The 18,648-nt window shown below is 39.1% G+C and carries 19 protein-coding genes; 7 read left to right on the plus strand and 12 right to left on the minus strand.

Translation table 11 applies throughout. The features are described from left to right. Positions 1-5: 5 nt before the first annotated feature. Positions 6-1,022: a thiazole biosynthesis adenylyltransferase ThiF gene (locus MKZ14_RS12925; protein WP_026023324.1), complete on the minus strand. Its 1,017-nt coding sequence runs from the start codon at positions 1,020-1,022 to the stop codon at positions 6-8. A gap of 107 nt (positions 1,023-1,129) precedes the next feature. Between MKZ14_RS12925 and MKZ14_RS12930 the strand changes: the two genes are divergently transcribed. From MKZ14_RS12930 to moaC, 3 genes are read left to right on the plus strand one after another with little or no spacing between them, the layout of a single operon-like run. Next, positions 1,130-1,624, plus strand: coding sequence for a MogA/MoaB family molybdenum cofactor biosynthesis protein (locus MKZ14_RS12930; protein ID WP_016991649.1), 495 nt, complete (start codon positions 1,130-1,132; stop codon positions 1,622-1,624). Beyond that, the gene (locus MKZ14_RS12935; protein ID WP_333003910.1) at positions 1,621-2,211 is read left to right on the plus strand and encodes a molybdenum cofactor guanylyltransferase; all 591 of its coding nucleotides are present in this window, start codon (positions 1,621-1,623) and stop codon (positions 2,209-2,211) included. The genes MKZ14_RS12930 and MKZ14_RS12935 overlap by 4 nt, the downstream gene beginning before the upstream one ends. Beyond that, positions 2,204-2,686: a cyclic pyranopterin monophosphate synthase MoaC gene (moaC, locus tag MKZ14_RS12940; protein WP_016991651.1), complete on the plus strand. Its 483-nt coding sequence runs from the start codon at positions 2,204-2,206 to the stop codon at positions 2,684-2,686. Before MKZ14_RS12935 ends, moaC begins: the two co-directional genes overlap by 8 nt. A gap of 50 nt (positions 2,687-2,736) precedes the next feature. Here moaC and moaA read toward each other — a convergent pair whose 3' ends face one another. Genes moaA through MKZ14_RS12955 form a run of 3 tightly spaced genes read right to left on the minus strand, consistent with a single transcriptional unit; the run spans position 2,737 to position 4,929 of the window. Next, entirely contained in the window at positions 2,737-3,753 is a 1,017-nt protein-coding gene (gene moaA / locus MKZ14_RS12945; RefSeq protein ID WP_333003913.1) for a GTP 3',8-cyclase MoaA, read from the minus strand. Next, entirely contained in the window at positions 3,754-4,569 is an 816-nt protein-coding gene (fdhD, locus tag MKZ14_RS12950; RefSeq protein ID WP_036077271.1) for a formate dehydrogenase accessory sulfurtransferase FdhD, read from the minus strand. A 12-nt stretch (positions 4,570-4,581) separates the two neighbouring features. Further along, positions 4,582-4,929 carry a DUF2294 domain-containing protein gene (locus MKZ14_RS12955; protein ID WP_004230595.1) on the minus strand — a complete coding sequence of 116 codons (348 nt, stop codon included), beginning with the start codon at positions 4,927-4,929 and terminating at the stop codon, positions 4,582-4,584. A gap of 571 nt (positions 4,930-5,500) precedes the next feature. Between MKZ14_RS12955 and fdhF the strand changes: the two genes are divergently transcribed. Genes fdhF through MKZ14_RS12970 form a run of 3 tightly spaced genes read left to right on the plus strand, consistent with a single transcriptional unit; the run spans position 5,501 to position 9,977 of the window. After that, positions 5,501-8,437, plus strand: coding sequence for a formate dehydrogenase subunit alpha (gene fdhF / locus MKZ14_RS12960; protein ID WP_333003915.1), 2,937 nt, complete (start codon positions 5,501-5,503; stop codon positions 8,435-8,437). A 4-nt stretch (positions 8,438-8,441) separates the two neighbouring features. Next, positions 8,442-8,921: a DUF1641 domain-containing protein gene (locus MKZ14_RS12965; RefSeq protein ID WP_016991653.1), complete on the plus strand. Its 480-nt coding sequence runs from the start codon at positions 8,442-8,444 to the stop codon at positions 8,919-8,921. Between the two features lie 12 nt (positions 8,922-8,933). Continuing rightward, the gene (locus tag MKZ14_RS12970) at positions 8,934-9,977 is read left to right on the plus strand and encodes an Mrp/NBP35 family ATP-binding protein (protein WP_333003917.1); all 1,044 of its coding nucleotides are present in this window, start codon (positions 8,934-8,936) and stop codon (positions 9,975-9,977) included. A 46-nt stretch (positions 9,978-10,023) separates the two neighbouring features. Here the strand turns inward: MKZ14_RS12970 and MKZ14_RS12975 are convergent, their stop codons facing one another. The 4 genes from MKZ14_RS12975 to MKZ14_RS12990 form a co-directional block, all read right to left on the minus strand. After that, entirely contained in the window at positions 10,024-10,314 is a 291-nt protein-coding gene (locus MKZ14_RS12975) for a hypothetical protein (protein WP_016991654.1), read from the minus strand. Positions 10,315-10,407: 93 nt separating this feature from the next. Further along, a complete protein-coding gene (locus MKZ14_RS12980) occupies positions 10,408-11,517 on the minus strand; it encodes a PA2928 family protein (RefSeq protein ID WP_312124715.1) in 1,110 nt (369 codons plus the stop codon). Between the two features lie 23 nt (positions 11,518-11,540). Further along, on the minus strand, positions 11,541-12,371 hold the full coding sequence (locus MKZ14_RS12985; RefSeq protein ID WP_258860479.1) for a CbrC family protein: 831 nt from the start codon (positions 12,369-12,371) through the stop codon (positions 11,541-11,543). Between the two features lie 25 nt (positions 12,372-12,396). Next, entirely contained in the window at positions 12,397-12,705 is a 309-nt protein-coding gene (locus tag MKZ14_RS12990; RefSeq protein ID WP_016991657.1) for an antibiotic biosynthesis monooxygenase, read from the minus strand. Between the two features lie 88 nt (positions 12,706-12,793). On the opposite strand from MKZ14_RS12990, the gene MKZ14_RS12995 reads away from it, so the two are divergent. Further along, complete coding sequence (locus MKZ14_RS12995; protein ID WP_333003920.1) at positions 12,794-13,480, plus strand: helix-turn-helix transcriptional regulator; 687 nt, start codon at positions 12,794-12,796, stop codon at positions 13,478-13,480. A gap of 19 nt (positions 13,481-13,499) precedes the next feature. On the opposite strand, the gene MKZ14_RS13000 is transcribed toward MKZ14_RS12995, so the two are convergent. From MKZ14_RS13000 to MKZ14_RS13015, 4 genes are all read right to left on the minus strand, one after another. Continuing rightward, on the minus strand, positions 13,500-14,372 hold the full coding sequence (locus MKZ14_RS13000) for a DMT family transporter (protein WP_333003921.1): 873 nt from the start codon (positions 14,370-14,372) through the stop codon (positions 13,500-13,502). A 285-nt stretch (positions 14,373-14,657) separates the two neighbouring features. Beyond that, on the minus strand, positions 14,658-15,473 hold the full coding sequence (locus MKZ14_RS13005; protein WP_016991660.1) for a lipid II flippase Amj family protein: 816 nt from the start codon (positions 15,471-15,473) through the stop codon (positions 14,658-14,660). Between the two features lie 461 nt (positions 15,474-15,934). Continuing rightward, positions 15,935-17,203, minus strand: a complete 1,269-nt coding sequence (locus MKZ14_RS13010; protein WP_333003922.1) for an MFS transporter — start codon at positions 17,201-17,203, stop codon at positions 15,935-15,937. A 153-nt stretch (positions 17,204-17,356) separates the two neighbouring features. After that, on the minus strand, positions 17,357-18,544 hold the full coding sequence (locus MKZ14_RS13015; RefSeq protein WP_333003923.1) for an MFS transporter: 1,188 nt from the start codon (positions 18,542-18,544) through the stop codon (positions 17,357-17,359). Between the last annotated feature and the right edge of the window lie 104 nt (positions 18,545-18,648).

Consider the following 18,648-nt stretch of genomic DNA (forward strand, 5'->3'; position numbering starts at 1 on the left):
CTCCCTTAACCTAATAAACGATAATAAATGCTTTTGGCTTTCTGAATATCTTGTATACCATGTATTACAACTCGCCCATCTTGGAAAATAACGATTCGGTAATCGTCCGCTTGGCAAGATAGCAAATAAGGATTGACCTGAACTTCCCCATTGGAACGGAGTTGGTTTGCTAGCTGGTCGAGCGAATAGTGAATAGGCTTAGGTGGTCGAATTTGTACCGCGTCTCGGCCACAAAGGATCTGTAATTTCGTTTGATTTTCATAGGAGAGATAAGGATAGGTCGGCTGATCACCACAAGATGGACAATCAAACTGCCTTATTTTCTCCACATTGATTTCATAGTGTTGATTTTGCCAAACATCAAACGTTAAGTAGCTTTTTCGTAAGGCTTTGTCATCTCCAACAAGCAGTTTAAGGACCTCTGCCACTTGATAAGCGGCAACAATTTGAACTGCTGGACTAATAATGCCAACGGTATCACAAGTCATCCCTGTATGGGGCATCACTTTTAATAAGCAATGCAAACAGGGCGTTTTGCCTGGCACAACCGTGTAAGTTGCACCATAACTACCAACACAAGAGCCGTACACCCAAGGAATACGATACTTTTGCGCAAGGTCATTCATGACAAAGCGAACATCAAAATTATCGGTCGCATCAACCATCACATCTACATCTTCTAGTAATGGTAGCAAAGTCTCTGTGCAAGCATCCATAATGCCGACATGAATTTCTACCTCTGTGTTTATTTGTTGGAGACGCTTTTTAGCTGCGATAACTTTGGGCATTTTTTCTTGTGCGTCTAGCTCTGTATATAATTGCTGTCTTTGTAAATTACTCCACTCAACATAATCACGATCAATGAGGGTCAGCCTGCCAATACCCGCTCGCACAAGCGCTTCTGCACTAGCACTCCCCAATGCCCCCGCCCCTATGATAAGGACGTGTTTTTGTTGGAGGGATTGTTGCCCTGTTTGTCCGATAGGGTGAAATAATTGTTGTCTAGAATATCTATTTTGCATACGTATGAGGCCTTTCTTTCTATGAATTTTCGTTTGACCTTTTCATTTATAGCATTATAATAAAAGCAATGTTTTTTAGCAAAAACGCATTTGAAGGAGGTCTTACTGTGCATCCAACACATCAGCAGCAATCAATTCAAGTTGCCATTTTAACGGTCAGTGATACACGCACAAAGACAGATGATCATGCTGGTCAGCGTATTCAGTCCTTTCTACAGGAAGCTGCATTTGAAGTTGTAGACTACCAACTAACAAAGGATGAACCGCTCGATATCGCTCGTCATGTTAAAAATTGGTGCAGCGATCCAACAATTAATACCATTATCGTTACTGGTGGAACAGGGTTTACACCAAGAGACCAAACCTATGACACCATTCTGCCTCTGTTTGAAAAAGAAATGATGGGGTTTGGTGAATTATTTCGAATGCTCAGCTATGAAGAAATTGGCCCAAAGGCGATGTTTAGTCGTGCCACCGCTGGAAGTCTTCAGCAAACAGCCATTTATGTTTTACCAGGCTCCACAAATGCAGTGACTTTGGCTATGTCGAAGCTCATAGTACCTACTGTCCAACATTTTGTCGGTGAGCTGAAGCGCTTATGAAAATTGCTGGTATTGTGTTAGCTGGTGGTCAATCCTCTCGCTATGGTCAGCCAAAAATGTTTGAGATGTTTGCTGGACAGCCATTATATAAACATAGTCTCATAGCCCTGCAAAAAAATCAGCTAGATCCTCTTATTATCGCTACAAATGCGCACTTACAACATCAGTTTGGACAGGAAAATGTCCAATGGGTCATTGAAAAGCAGCCACATCAAGGCCCTCTTTTTGCTTTACATCATATCATGACAGCCTATCCTGATGTGGATTGGTTTTTTGTCGTAGCGAGCGATATGCCTTATATGAATGCAAAATTTATCCAAAAAATGGTAGGTCTGATTAATGACACTTATGATGCCATTGTTCCGACGCAAGCACTACGCGATCAGCCATTAGCTGCATTATATCGACGTACTGCTTTACCAAAGGCGACACAATTAACGGCACAAAATAAACGAAGTATGAAAGTGCTTTTAGAGCAACTTCGTGTCTGTTATGTCCCTTTTGATGACAATAGCTCAACTTTTATCAATATCAACGCACAACAAGACTGGTCACAAACAAGTAAAAAGGAGTTTAATGATGAATAATTTTACACACTGGAACGAAGAAGGTCGCCCTAAAATGGTCGATATCTCCGCAAAAGAAAGCACGACACGTACAGCCATTGCACGCAGTACGATTCTTTTATCTGATGCGGTCTATGAAGCCATCCAACAAGGTGGCATTAAAAAAGGTGATCCGACGCAAGTTGCGCAAATTGCAGGGATTATGGGCGCTAAAAAAACAGCTGATATCATTCCCATGTGCCATCCCATCATGCTACAGGGCACGGATTTCCAGTTTGACTATGAAAAAGCAGAGAATGGCTATGAGCTCCATATTCAAGCCACTGTTAAATGCAGTGGAAAAACGGGTGTTGAAATGGAAGCGCTCACTGCTGTGTCTGTCGCTGCACTAACTTTTTATGATATGTGCAAAGCCGTTGATAAGACGATGGTCATCAAAGAAACTTATCTTGTTGAAAAAACGGGTGGGAAAAGTGGCACTTTTGTGCACAAATAAACAGAAAAAATTCGGCATTATTGTGCCGATTTTTTTCTGTTTTTTACTCGCTACCCCCCAATATGAGACATTTCAATTTTTGACGTTTTTCTTTTTGCCATCGTTTGTTCATTGCGTTCATCTGAATAACGATCATTTCTTGTTTCCCAAACGTTCGTAATGCACTTGATGATGGCAGCATCATCTTGCCCTGAACGTAACAATTCCCTTAAATCCGTGCCTTCTGTTGCAAATAAACAAGTGTATAATGACCCTTCTGCAGAGAGGCGAGCACGTGAGCAATTGGAGCAGAATGAATCCGTTACAGATGAAATTACACCAATCTCACCTTGAGCATCTTGATACTGATAACGCGTCGCCACCTCTCCTTTATAATTGGGCGCTAATGGTTGTAACGGCGTAAACTGATGGATTTGCTCAATGATCTCTTTTTTGGACACCACATCATCCAAGCGCCAGCCGTTCGAATTCCCTACATCCATATATTCAATAAAGCGTAGAATATGTTGCTTTTCTTTAAAAAACTGTGCCATGGTAACAATATCTTGTTCGTTTTTCCCTTTTTGAACAACCATATTAATTTTTACTTGTAAGCCCGCTTCTGCAGCCTTTTCAATTCCCTCTAACACTGGCAATACCTTGCCTCTATGACCATTCATCTCGAAAAAACGCTCATCATCAAGTGAATCTAAACTAACAGAAACTCGAGCTAAGCCTGCCTGTGCCAATGGCTGCGCGTATTTTTTTAATAACGAGCCATTGGTTGTTAAAGCAATATCTTCTACCCCTTTTATGCGGTGAATACGGGCAATTAATTCGGGTAAATCACGACGTAGCAAGGGTTCCCCACCTGTAATCCGTATTTTTTTCACGCCCAATGAAACAAAGATTTTTACTAATCGTTCAATTTCATCAAAACTTAATATTTTATCAGACGGTAAAAATGCGTAATCTGGACCAAATACTTCTGCTGGCATACAATAGCGACAGCGAAAATTACAACGATCTGTCACGGATATTCTTAAATCTCTTAACGGTCTGTGTAATTGGTCTTGTAGATTCGTCATTTAATCTCCTTCTTTCAATTCATTAGCTGGTAATAGGATGCGTTGTGGGTGTGTATAAATATTCAATGTCTGTTGCCGAATAAAACCAACCGTCGTAATACCAAGCTGCTCTGCTAATTGCAATGCTAATTCGGTTGGTGCTGATTTAGATAGCACGATGGCACAGCCTATTTTGGAAACCTTTAGTAAAATCTCCGATGATATTCGTCCGCTAAAGACGATAATTTTATCTTCCATACGGATGTTGTTGCGTAGGCAAAAGCCGTAAATTTTATCCAAAGCATTATGACGTCCAATATCCATGCGACTTAGGACGATGCCATTTACATCACATAGTGCAGCATTATGCACGCCACCTGTTTTCTTAAAAATATCGGCACTCTCCTGCATCGCATGCATTAAACGGAAACAATCCCCAGTCGTTATTTGCACATCGACTTGATCCATTTTTTTCGCTACTAATGCATCATTCGTAAACACAAACCCTTGTCGACTCATCCCACAGCAAGACGTAATATAGCGCTTGTTTTGCGTCTGTTGGTAATAAGGATTAATATGCTTTGTTTTAATATGCACAAAACCCTCTTTCTCTTGGTGCCAAATTTCCTCAATATCCTCAAAACTACGAATCACTCGTTCAGAAGCTAAGTAGCCAATCACCATATCTTCCACATACTCTGGTGTACATACCATCGTGACAAATTCTTGCTGATTAATTTTTACGGTCACAGCGTATTCTGAAACAATTAAATCATCCATTTCTGTCACTTGTTGTCCTTCAACACGCACAATTTTTCTTGTCATTGCTCGATCCATAAAGCATCTCCTTTATTCACTGATATGCTTTTCAAAAACAAAGACGGAAATCGCAAAATCCTCTTCAATTTTAATATCTGAAAATAAGTGAAGTAATTTGCTGCCCATCAGTTCTTCCATACCCTCTGGTGGCGATTGTCTATATAAATCTTGAATCATACTCGTCCTTGCAGCATGCACCATTTTCAGCCCTTCTGGTGTACTGGCAATAAATTTTTCTGTCGGAGTGATATTTCCGTATAAGGTAGATACAGCCATATTCTCGACAAAAACGGTATGAATACGTTCTGGACCTTTACCGAATACTTCCTTTCTTAACTTTCGAATCATGTCATTAAATTCATGGATTTTTTTAGACATAGCAACGATTCTCCCATCATAATTAAACTTTTTTAGGCAAATGGTTATGTAGGCCACCCTTACAGTTTGTTAATGATATAGCAACTTTTAAAAAAATAAAAGAGAAAATACTTTTTGATAATAATTCTCATTTAATAAATTTTAGATAAATATTGTTCATTTTGAAGGAAAGGGCTATAATATGCATATCAAATGGAATTAATTTATTTTGAACTCTATGTTACGATGTTGCATACTGTTTTTAATAGTTGAATTCTATTGTTATTAAAAAATAAAAGTAGATTGAGTTTTTAGCAAGACCTGCTAAGAATTTTATCCACCATGAATTATTAGCATGTCTAGGACATGTGATTTCATGGTGGATTTTTTTATTTTTTCAAAACCGAGACATGGATAACATGTTATGATCTAGCAATTTACCTATTTTGAGGTAGCTTCAAGAACCATTGGGAATTACAATGATAACAAGACAATCTTTTCAACAATCACCAACTCGATTTGTTATTCCCTTTTGTCTTAAGCTGTACCATGTTAGCCGTTTCGTCTCAAAGTGCAAAAGGAGGAAGTTACCTTGACTCAAATTAATATTAATGGCGTACCGTATGAAGTAAAAGAAGGAGCTACAATCCTTGATACCATTAATCAACATGACATTCCGCATCCACAGATTTGTCATGTGCCCGCTGTTGACCCAATTGAAACATGTGATACATGTATCGTGGAAGTGAATGGCCAATTAGTTCGTTCCTGCTCTACAAAGGCAGTAGACGGCATGAATGTATTCCTAACGTCTGACAAAGCAAAAGCGGCACAAACAGAAGCGATGGACCGTCTACTCGAAAATCATTTACTGTATTGTACAGTTTGTGATAACAACAATGGCAATTGTGCATTACACAACACAGCCGAAATGATGGAAATCGAGCATCAAAAATATCCCTATCAACCAAAAGTGGAACCTCATGAAGTGGACATGTCGCATCCGTTTTATCGATACGATCCTAACCAATGTATCGCTTGTGGTCAGTGCGTAGAGGTTTGTCAAAATCTACAGGTAAATGAAACATTATCCCTTGATTGGGAAGCAGAAAGACCACGTGTCATTTGGGATACAGGCGTTGCTATCAATGATTCTTCCTGTGTAAGTTGTGGTCAATGCGTAACCGTATGTCCATGTAATGCCTTAATGGAAAAATCCATGCTTGGAGAGGCTGGATTTATGACTGGCCTCAAACAGGATATGTTAGATCCGATGATCAGCTTGATTAAGGAAGTTGAACCAGGCTATAGCGGTATATTTGCCGTTTCTGAAGTGGAAGCAGCCATGCGTAGTAAACGCACAAAAAAAACAAAAACAGTTTGTACTTTCTGTGGTGTAGGCTGCTCGTTCGAAGTTTGGACAAAAGGTCGTAAAATTTTAAAAGTACAGCCTTCTGATGGTCCAGTAAATGCGATTTCTACATGTGTTAAAGGAAAATTCGGCTGGGATTTTGTCAATTCTGAGGAACGTATTACAAAACCACTCATTCGTAAAAATAATGAGTTTGTTGAATCATCGTGGGATGAAGCTCTGGATCTAATTGCAACAAAACTAGGTGGTATTCAACAACAATATGGTCCGGGCTCTGTCGGCTTTATCTCCTCTTCTAAAATTACAAATGAAGAGAATTACTTAATTCAAAAAATGGCCCGTCAATTATTTGGAACAAACGATGTCGATAATTGTTCTCGTTATTGCCAATCTCCTGCAACTGATGGTTTATTACGTACAGTTGGCATGGGAGGAGATGCTGGTACGATCAAAGATATTGCTAAGGCTGGACTTGTCATTATTATTGGGGCTAATCCAGCTGAGGGACATCCTGTTTTAGCAACACGTGTGAAACGCGCACATAAATTACATGGTCAGAAATTAATTGTTGCGGATATTCGTAAGCATGAAATGGCCGAGCGTTCCGACATCTTTATGCGTCCAAAGCAAGGTACTGACCAAGTTTGGTTAATGGCTGTTACCAAATATATCATTGATCAAGGTTGGCATGATGAAGCGTTTATTCAAGAAAACGTCCTTCATTATGATGATTTTAAACAAGTACTTGCAACCTATACACTTGATTATGCACAAGAAATGACTGGTATTAGTAAGGAAACATTGATCGAAGTGGCTGAAATGATTCGTGATGCAGATGGTACATGTGTTCTTTGGGGCATGGGTGTAACACAAAATACTGGTGGCTCCTATACATCCGCAGCGATTTCAAATTTACTTTTAGCAACTGGGAACTATCGTCGTCCAGGTGCTGGTGCCTACCCACTTCGCGGCCATAACAATGTACAAGGTGCCTGCGATATGGGGACACTTCCAAATCTATTGCCAGGCTATCAAAGAGTCACAGATGACGAGGCACGTGCAAAATTTGAAAAAGCCTATGGTGTCCCTATTCAACCACAGCCTGGTCGAACTAATATGCAAATGTTAGATGCGATTATGGAAGGGAAAATGAAAGCGATGTATTTAGTGGGCGAAGATATGGCACTAGTTGACTGTAATGCCAACCATGTAGATGAGGTGCTTTCACAGCTTGACTTTTTCGTTGTCCAAGATTGTTTCCTATCACGCACAGCACAATATGCAGACGTGATTTTACCTGCTGCGCCTTCGCTTGAAAAAGAAGGTACATTTACGAATACGGAACGTCGTGTTCAACGCCTGTATCAAGTATTACCAACACTTGGTGAGTCGAAAGCAGATTGGGAAATATTGCAAGCGGTTGCTCATCGTTTAGGTGCAGATTGGCATTATGATCACCCAAGCGACATCTTTGATGAAATGGCGAGCCTGTCTCCCCTCTTCTCACAAGCCAACTATGATGTTCTTGAAGGCTGGGGAAGCTTCTGTTGGGGTAGCCATGATGGTAAGGATACACCGTTATTATATGAAGATGGCTTTAACTTCCCTGATAAAAAAGCTCGCTTTGCTTTAAATGATTGGGTGCAGCCTGTTGAGTTTGAAGCACAATACGATTGTCATATTAATAATGGCCGTATGCTTGAACACTTCCATGAAGGAAATCTAACAAATAAATCGAAAGGTATTCAATCGAAAGTACCTCAAATTTTCGTTGAAGTATCACCAGAATTGGCGAAAGAACGAGGCATTGCAGATGGAGCCCTACTTCGTTTAGTGTCTCCATATGGTGCCTTGAAACTAAATGCTCTTGTTACAGATCGCGTACAAGGAAACGAATTATTCTTACCAATGAACTCTGTTAGCAAAGATTCAGCCATCAACTTCCTAACTGGCCCTGCAGCAGATGTGAATACGTCAACACCAGCTTATAAACAAACAAAAGTACGAGTAGAAGTGCTAAAAGCTAAAGGTAAATCACCACTTCCTCGCACAAACCCACGCTATAAAAAGCGTCATCCTCAAAATGGTGTTGAGGTACAACGAAAATGGAATCGTCCTGGCTACGTTCACTTAACAACCATAAACGAAAGAGAGTGAGAGCATGGCTGTACCCATTACAGGCATTAAAAAACAACAATTAACGGAAGAACAACTAAAGGAACAAAAATTAGACAATCTAAAAGAATTGCTTTCTGAAAATGAAGAAGCTGTCAATCAGGTGTTTAGTATTATGGCTGAATTAAATGAAATCGGTGCACTAGAAGCAGCAATGAAGCTACTTGAAGCCAAAGAGGAAGTAGCCCATATTGCACTAGGACAATTAACACGTAAGCCTGTAACCAATATCATTAACAATATAATGGGTGTTGCGGGAGCATTGACGGAGCTCAATCCTGAAACAACGACTAAGCTCATTGAAGGCTTAAATACAGGCGTAGATGAAGCAAGCAAAGCACTTGAATCGAATGAAAAAGTTAGTGCCTTTAAGCTCATGAAAATGTTAAATGATCCAGATGTCAATCGTGCGCTCAATTTTGGGGTTCATTTCTTAAAGGGACTCGGCAAAGGCTTAAAAGAATAAGGTGGTTCCTAAATGTTAACAAAAGAAAATGTTGTAAACGCATTGAAACAGGTGAATGATCCTGAACTTCATCAGAGTATTGTAGATTTGAATATGGTGCGAAACATCCAAATACATGACAACCATATAGCACTGGATATTATTTTGACCATACCTGGATGTCCGTTAAAGGCAAAAATACAGCAAGATGTGGAGGAGGCATTACAAGCGCTTGGTGCCTCCACTACCATTAGCTTTGGAGCTATGACAGATCAGGAGCGACGCACATTAACAGCCTCACTACAAGCAAAAAATGTAACTGAACAAGGAATGCCAAACATGCTACTGCCTAATTCTGGTGTTCAATTCATTGCCATTACAAGTGGTAAAGGCGGTGTTGGAAAGTCTACGGTGACCATTAATTTAGCGGTTGCACTTGCTCGTCTTGGCAAACGTGTAGGTATTTTAGATGCTGATATTTATGGTTTCAGTATCCCTGCCATGATGAAGATTGATCAAAAGCCTACCATGCTTGATCAAACGGCGATTCCAGTAGAACGTAACAGCGTAAAAATAATGTCGATGGGCTTTTTTACAAATGACAACCAGCCTGTTATGTGGCGTGGTCCTATGCTCAATAAGTGGATTCGCAATTTCCTTGTCAACACGCTATGGGGAGATTTAGATTACCTCCTCATCGATTTACCACCTGGTACAGGAGATGTTGCAATTGATATGGCTGCAATGATTCCACAAGCCCAAGAAATCATCGTGACAACACCGCATCTTGCCGCTTCTCATGTTGCATCTCGTGCAGGCTTGATGGCGCAACATACGAAACACAGGATTCTTGGTGTTGTTGAAAACATGGCCTATTTTGAAAGTGCTGACGGTCAAAAAAACTATCTATTTGGACAAGGTGGAGCCGAACAATTAGCAGATTTATTACAGACAGATGTAATCGCTCAAATTCCTTTTGCTCAACCTGAGGAAAATACAGGTTCCTCGGTCTATGATGAAGAGTCGATAATCGGTGAAGTGTTTACTCATTTAGCAGAAGATCTACTCTATAAATAATAGAAAGCCCTTGATTTGTTTTTACGCAAATCAAGGGTTTTTTCGATCACTTATAACCAGCTTTTTGTAACACCTGCATGAAATAAAAACGATACGTATTTTTTACAAATGTCTCGAGGGGTAGCCCTACATTCACTTGATATTTTGTAAATATAAAATAAAATCGTTTATCCCACTTTAGACGTAATAACTCGCCTGCTTCTTCGCCATACTTCATCGTAAATTCTTCAATCAACGGTTCGATCATCTCATAACAATAGTCTTTTAAATGGGCCGGTGCTTCAATATCCTTATCCCTTTGAAAGCGTATAATCCAATCCATTAATTGCTCATCCATATTTGCACGCCGTCCTTTTAATCAGAGTTTCTTCCTATTAAATTATACTCCTTTTTTGGCGAATCAAAAAAAGAATGATTTTTCCAATATAGTTCACTCATCAATAGGACGATTCCAACGTAGATGATAGTGAACAGCCCTCTTTTTCATTTTTTTGTCCAATACCAGTAATCTATCACCGGCTTGAATAACATAGCTATTCTCTAAAGTCCGTACAGCGGGCTGTTGTTGCTGGGAATTAATGATGCCAATATTGCTTTCCCACAATATTTGATGTTTGTTCATATCATAGTGCAATAACATGTGTTCAGCACTTTCTCGCTGTGTTTGCCTATATGAAACAAGAGCCGTTTTTTCTATGATATCTACATCCACCACTTTTGGTTGTAAATTTGCATAGGCTTGAATGGCTGGCTCGGTTAGGACAGCTTGACTAAAATCTCGAATGGCCTGATAATCCTCGACAGGCTGTGGATGTGTAGCAAAATAACCCGGCAACTCAGTCTCGATGAAAAAACGGGCCGATAGGTAATCTTGAGCCTTCACATCCTCATTTAATGTTTTACCATCAAAGCGATAGAATTTGCCATCGACCCCTTCCAAATATAAATTGTTCGCTAGGACAGCCATTTGATATGCATTATTGCTTAATATTGCTATTAATGACGGATGTAGCGTTCGAAACTCTTTTTCAGAAAGTATTTCTTTGCCTGTTTCCAAATCTAACAGTGATAATTGACCAAACTCATCATCCCGATGATGGACAAGAACACCGCCCATAAATTCCCCAAGCAGTGTTTCTTTATAGGAAGCTGATTTTGTCCATTGCTTTTCACCTGTTTGTAAATTCACAGCTACTAGGAGATGATGTGCAATTAAATGCGTAATCCCATTCGATGTCCCATTATTTTCTGAGCCTTGCACCATTTGAACAGCAATGCTTTGTGAATCATCAGTATAAATCGGCGAATCGGATTTGATGGGAAAGCCTCTCCCCGCTAAGCCAAAAACAATCATTAATAGATTACTGACCAATAAAAAAGCAATGAGCAAAATGCTAGAAGTAACGAGTCGTTTACGTTTCATGACGATAAACAAAACTAGTAGAAGTCCTATACCTAGCACGATGCAGAAAAAAATATCGTGGATAAACCAACCATTTAAACGCCATGAATCGATATATCGTTGTAGAAATTGTTCCACTTCCCTACCCCCTCAAACAACGATTAACTAAAATCTGAATAAAGCACATAACGGTCACATTCCAAGCATTGAAATAAATAGCCTTGATGATGACCTTTGTTCATTAAGGATGCAGAAAGTTCTTCTTTTGAAAAGCCGGTATAATTATCAAATTGATCCTCAATTCCTCGCTCTACTAAATCAGGCCAACCAACATAGCCGATAAACGCACAATAGTCGGAGCAATGTGCCACCCAATTATTGCCCTGCCAGCTTACATAGCCAGGCGTCCGAAAGAGCACTTCCTCGGCAAATGTGGGATTCGTAACTTGGTCATCATCCATTAAGTCTTGCTGGAAAGAACCATCATATTTTTGAGCCGCTTCCCCACTATGGATGCAGGAAGGACAAAGATAATCTACTTCCTCAATTGCATAAATACCACCAGTATAATAGACATCCACTTCTTGCTCGCAACAATCACATACAACGATTTCATCTGTTTCAAAAATTTCAGCCTCTAGAGGGTTTGGTAGATATTTAAACGTTGGAATTTTCGTTTTAAGCTGCTGATGGTCTCTAATTTTTCTTGGCAGCAGAGGATTCACCGAATTTGGTTGATCTATGTAGGTCTGGAGAACGCCATATTTTTTCCGATCCTTTTTATCGTCTTTATTCATAATGACAGTAAATAACTGATATGCCTCAGGATACATTCTAAGTAAACAGTAAACCTCTACTAAAATTCTTACTGTTTCTTCTGTTTGTTGAACCTGCTTTAATTGATCTTTAAAAATATGCATTTGATTAATGGTTATCGGATTGGAAGGATTAAATTTTTGTCTTAGTTCGTGCCATTCTTCCACAATCGTCATAAAAAATAGGCCTCCTTCTCAATTGCTATTTGGCAAATGAATAATCTTTTATCATTTGGCAGATTTCCACTTTATAGTTTGTGTACCATTTGTCTTTACCCAATTGTTGTGCTGTTAAATGCTTAGCATTGTCTTTCCATGCTTGGATAGCCTCTAGTGATTCCCAATAAGACACCGTTATGCCCTTTCCTTCCTCGTTTCTAACACTTTCAACACGAATGAAACCAGGCTGTTGCTGTGCTAAGGCATCGATTAGGTCAGCCATCTTGCCATAGCCATCCCCATCTTGCTCAGTTCTTTGTGATGTAAAAATCACTGCATAATATGTTTCCATTTATTTCTCCTCCTCTATTACTTTTATTGTAAACCATAATGACTTTGACTAAAATCTAAATATAGGACACTGAAAGGATTGTGACAGAATGGGAATTAATCCAAACATGGCAGAAATAGCAGCACTTCTTGGTGAAACGTCAAGGGCAACCATACTTGCTAGTATGATGGACGGTCGTTTTCATACGGCTAGTGAACTAGCTTATATGGCTGCCATTAAACCGCAAACTGCTAGCTTTCATCTTGCTAAATTAGTAGAAGGAAAGCTGATAAAAGTTGAAAAACAGGGCCGTCATCGTTATTTTCAATTGGCTGGTGAGGACATTGCTCAATTTTTAGAATCATTCCTAGCCATCTCTCCACCACCTGAAGTACGTTCATTAAAGCAATCGAGCCAAATCAAGTTATTACAGGATGCTAGAACTTGCTATGATCACCTTGCTGGTAAATTGGGTGTCCAATTAACGGAATCGATGCTGAAGGCAGGCTATCTTACATTGGAGGGTAAACAATTTGTCCTGACAAATGAGGGCACATTATTTTTTACGACATTCGGAATCGATTTAACTGCTTTAAAGAGAAAACGGCGCTCCTTTTCCCATGCCTGTTTAGATTGGAGTGAACGGCGTTATCATTTAGCTGGTGCACTAGGCTGCGAGCTATTAAATCAATTTTTCAACCTTGGTTGGCTATTACGAGTTCCCTCTATTCGCGCCATTAAAGTGACGGAGAAAGGAAAATTAGGCTTTAAAGAGGTCTTTCATTTGGATTTATAAAAGAGGAAAGGGCACGGAGTTATCTCCTAGCCCTTTCTTCACTAAAAGTACGGTTTACTAAATAAATGCCCATGATGATGAGTAAGCCGCCAACCATTAGTGATGGTTTTAACGGTTCATCCAATAACACCCAGCCTGTTAATACGCCAAAAAAAGGAGCTAAAAATAAATAGGCACTTGTTTTTCCTGGATCACTATTTTGCAGAAGATAATACCACCCTGCAAATTGAATGATGGAGGAAAAAATACTAAGCCACAACAGAATCAATAACGATTGTGGATTCACAATAAAAAATGGCTGTTCTAACAATGCGCTTCCAAGTAATAAGAGTAAGCCGCCAAATAGCATCTGATAAGCAGATAAAACCCACGTATCAAATAACACGCCCCATTTTTTCACCAATAGTGTGGCAGTAGCCCAAAAAACAGCTGATAGCAAGCCAAAAAGGATACCTACTTTCAATTCAACTTGTGCCCCCATTGTGATGATCACGCCGATTAAGCCAAATAAAACCCCTATCCATTGATAGAAACGATAGCGTACTTTCATAAAAATGGTGGCAAAAATCACAACTAATAATGGGTTTGTAAATGTTAAAATAGAAGACTCACTTGCCGTGATAGTGCGTAGACTTATAAAAATACACCCCATCACACCTGCCGTTTGAAAGAGCCCGATCATACATAACTTGAACCACTCCTTCCTCGTAATAGGATGAGGTCTCTTCAAGATGATAACAACGATAGCCATGATGATACCAGCCAATATAAAACGAAGTGCAGCTAATAATAGAGGCGAGGCATACGGTAAGCCTAATTTAACAATGGCAAATGATGAACCCATTAAAAAGGTCGTTACTACTAATAAAGCAATAAATTGATAGTTTTTCATATTCTGGCTCCTCATATAATTCATGTTATATGCTAATTATAAACGGAGAGTATTTCAATGCTTATCGAAATATGGATTACAAAGTATAGCAAAGCCAAGTAACTTTGTAGCAGCTTATTACTACCCTTTTTTTAGTGTCGGGATCGAACTAAAAAAAATCTTACCTCTTTAAAAATGGAGAGATAAGATTTTATTTTTCATAAACGCCCTTAAGGTTTCAACAATTTTTGGTGATTTTGTATGGTGTAAATATTGTCCACTATCCAACGTGATTACTGTTCTTGATTAAGCAATCAGTTTGGCAAACCACGCAACATAATGAGCACCTGGAATCAATAATAATTGTGCCATAATCGTTCCTAAAAACCTGGAAAACATCATCATAACAGACATTCTTTTCAGGTCTAGATAGCTTCCTCTCTTATTGATCACATCATCTGCTAGAATGGATATTTTCGGGTCAATAAATAAGATTAATAGTATTGTTGCAATGCCATTAATTAATCCAGATGCCATAACAGCAGTAGTCTTTAATTCTGGTACTAATAATGTGGCATACAATGCAGATAAAACACCTATCGTATAGATAGCTGTAATAACAATATTGATGACAAATAATTTAATCGGTATATCCTGTAGACGAATGCCTTTTAAATAACTAAAATTTGGTGTATGAATATGCTTAATCCCTCGTCTTACATAGTCAAATGTAAAGCCCTTTTTCAATAAAGCCGGGATTGAACCTCTTTCCTCAGCCAAATGAACGATAGCTCTTGAAAAAATGGCTACAAAGGTAGGGATAAGTAAGATTCCTACTATTGTTCCAAGCGAAGCCGCTCCAATAATTAGTCGAAATTGATGTTCTACAAATGTCATCGCATTATCCGTAGGTGCTGTATCAACAAGGCTCCCTGTGAATGGTTGTTGCATCATATTTGCTAACCTCGACACCATGACCATTACATTAAAAAGAGATAAAGCAGAAGCTAGTAATTTGACACGTGCTCCTGATAAACGTACTGCATATGCAAGCGTTTCAATCGCATGAATGATTAAAATAAATAAAGCAATCATGATTAATTTTTCTGTTATTAAATCCATATAAGTACCTACTCTGAGCTTTCTAACGATTTAATATTGTAACGCTTATTCAATAAAATAGTTCCAATTGAAAAAATGTGCTGTCCACGCCATAAAAGGTAATTATAAAAGGCGAGAGGTTGATTATTTCCAATGTGGAGAAGTGATGAGTGACTACCCTAGCCATAAAGAGTAGTAAACACCTTTGTTTTATTTGAAAAATTTTTCTAAAAAACATTTTAATGGGTTAGAATTGAAGGCTACTTGAATCTTCTTGAATAGCGATACAGATGACCTCTAAACTGATCTGTGTTCGCCCAGAGGAAAGCTGTAACCTGCACGGAAATTTTTCAACACTATGAAAAAACTTACCCTAAGAAAGGGTAAGTTTTTTGTTACTACAGTTGCTTTACCATTAATTTTAATAGATCATCCTTCCTCGGATAATAATTAGCTTAGCTTCCAATTTCCCCTTCGCCTTTTTAAGCCGCTCTTCTAGACCAAATGACAACAGGAATCAATACTAACGACAATAGCCCTCCTGCTAAGGACAACGCTGCATAGCTTGAATTCGCCACTACCATACCTGATAGCGCACCACCTGATGCACCTGCCAATGCCACAAAGACATCCATTTTGCCCTGTGTTTTTGCACGGGTAGAAGGCTCCGTCGCATCAACAATTTGAGCAGTTCCACTAATTAAGCCGAAGTTCCAACCTAATCCCAGTAAAGAAAGTGCCACAATGAGTAACACCATTGAATCACTTGGTGCAAATGCAGCCACTACGCCAGCAAGAAGCAATGTAATACCTGAAGCTATACTCATTGCCGTACGGCCGATTTTATCAACAAGAATACCTGTGACGAGTGATGGCAGATACATAGCACCTACATGAAACCCTATCACAATACCAACCTCGGCTAATCCATGGCCATGATGTTTCATATGTACAGGTGTCATTGTCATGATGGCCACCATGACAATTTGTGTCAGGACCATAACTGTTGCTCCTACCGCTAGGCCTCTTTTATTGCTAGATATAGGCAAGGATGGTGTTTGATTTTCTTTGTTCATTTTTTGCTTATGTGCCTCTATGGCTTTCGCTATTTCTAGCGGGTCAGGACGCAACATAGTAAACAATACAAGCCCCGCCATAATAAAGGCCAAAGCAGATAATAGAAATGGACCCGCTAGAGCTGGAATACCGATAGACAGCGCCACTTTTCCCATCCATTCTACTAAATTCGGACCTAAAACAGCACCAAACGTGGTCATAAGCATGGTTGTACTAATCGCAGTAGCACGTTGCTTATTATTGGCTAAATCTGTCCCAGCGTAGCGTGCCTGTAAATTAGTTGCCGTACCAGCTCCATAGATTAATAGAGAGGCAAACAATAACACAATACTGTTCATTAAAGTAGCTAGAACTACACCTATTGCACCAAGTCCACCCACTATAAAACCTGTTGATAAGCCTATGCGGCGACCATAACGCTGTGATAGTTTTCCTACAATGAAAGCCGCACCCGCAGAGCCTAACGTAAATAATGCAGAGGGTACACCCGCATAGGCATCCGTTCCAAGCATTTGTTGTGCCAGTAGAGCGCCTACAGTAATACCCGCTGCAAGTCCAGCTCCCCCAAAAATTTGGGATAAGCTAACAACTATAAGTACACGCCTATATAGGTTTTTTAGTTTTTCTGGTGACTCAATATAGGACGCAATTGACTGTTGAGATTTTTCAACCATTTTTCAACCTTCCTTCTCTATGTATATAAAACAAGATTACTTGAATTAATGAAGAAGGAACCGTCTCCATCTAGACAGTTCCTTTCTTTTGTTACCACCTTTTTAGACCTCTACCGTATGCCCCAATTGGTGTAATACATAAAGGACATGCTATTAATGTGCATGCATAACGACTTTCTTTTTCTTCGCGTAAAATAAGAAAGACGTGGTTAAACTTAAGCTTATGATTCCGAATACAAGTCCCATACCACTTAAACCAATTAAATCTAGCATCATGCCTGTCGATAAAAGCACGATTTGAAAGACGACCGAATCAATCATGTTGCGGAATGAGAAAAAGCGTCCATGGAACTGTTTTGGTACTTGCTTTTGGAAGATTACCATTGTCGTTGGGAAAAAACAGCCAACTGAAAAGCCAAAAACGCCAAATGCCACTAAAGCGAAAAATGGAATATCTGCCAGTAATAATAGTAGCTCCATTGAGCCGATAATAAAGGCTAATGAAAAAAGCAGTGTACCCATTTGTACACGGTCAGCAATCATTTTTAAACCAGCTGCACCAAGCATAAATCCGATACCTTCCACCGTATACAATAATCCTGAAATTGTGGTAGATTGATGAATTTCAGATATTTTCATAATCACTAAATTAAAAGAGCCTAAAAATAATGTAGGAATTAACATTAAGACAAGCGTCATCAAGACGACTGGATGCTCTTTGATCATCGGTAACACTTCTTTAAAATTCCCTTTTTCTTTGTTTGTCATCGTTTCAGTAGATGCTTCATCCAATTGCAATAAACTAGTAATGACAAACATGCCTAAATAGACAATAAATGAAATAATATATAACCATTTTAACTCAAAAAAACTGAGCATAAATCCAGCAGCGGCTGTACCGATGATCCTTGAAATGGTTCTCGCATTCATTTGCCAAGCATTTAATGTAATTAAATCCTGTTCCTTCGCAATCATGGGAATAATAGATTGCAAGGCAGGCATATAAAATGCTGCTGCTATTTGCAGCGTGATTAAAAATAGAATCATCCAAATGACCGAATTAGTATAAAGTGCGATAAACATAAATAAAACACTGATGATGCGTCCGATACTCGCCATCTGGACAACCGTTTTTTTCTTCGATTGGTCAATGATACGTCCTGCCATTGGACCAACAACTAAGCCTGCTAAAATACCACAAGAAATAATTAATGATTTGTGAAAGTCAGAAGGTACTACCTCTTGCATAAAGGCTAAATTGCCAATAATGCCAGCCCATAAGCCGAGACCTACGACAAATTCACCTAATAAAATAATCCATACGTTTCGATTTCTCCACATGCTGTTCTCCTTGTTGCTATCATAAAATTTATCGTAACAAAATTTTAAATATTCGTACATAAAAATATAGAAAAATTTGCTAGATGCTACTATTCTTTCTCTTT

It is taken from the genome of Lysinibacillus sp. FSL P2-0066 (genome assembly GCF_037969495.1).
Lineage (GTDB): Bacteria > Bacillota > Bacilli > Bacillales_A > Planococcaceae > Lysinibacillus > Lysinibacillus boronitolerans.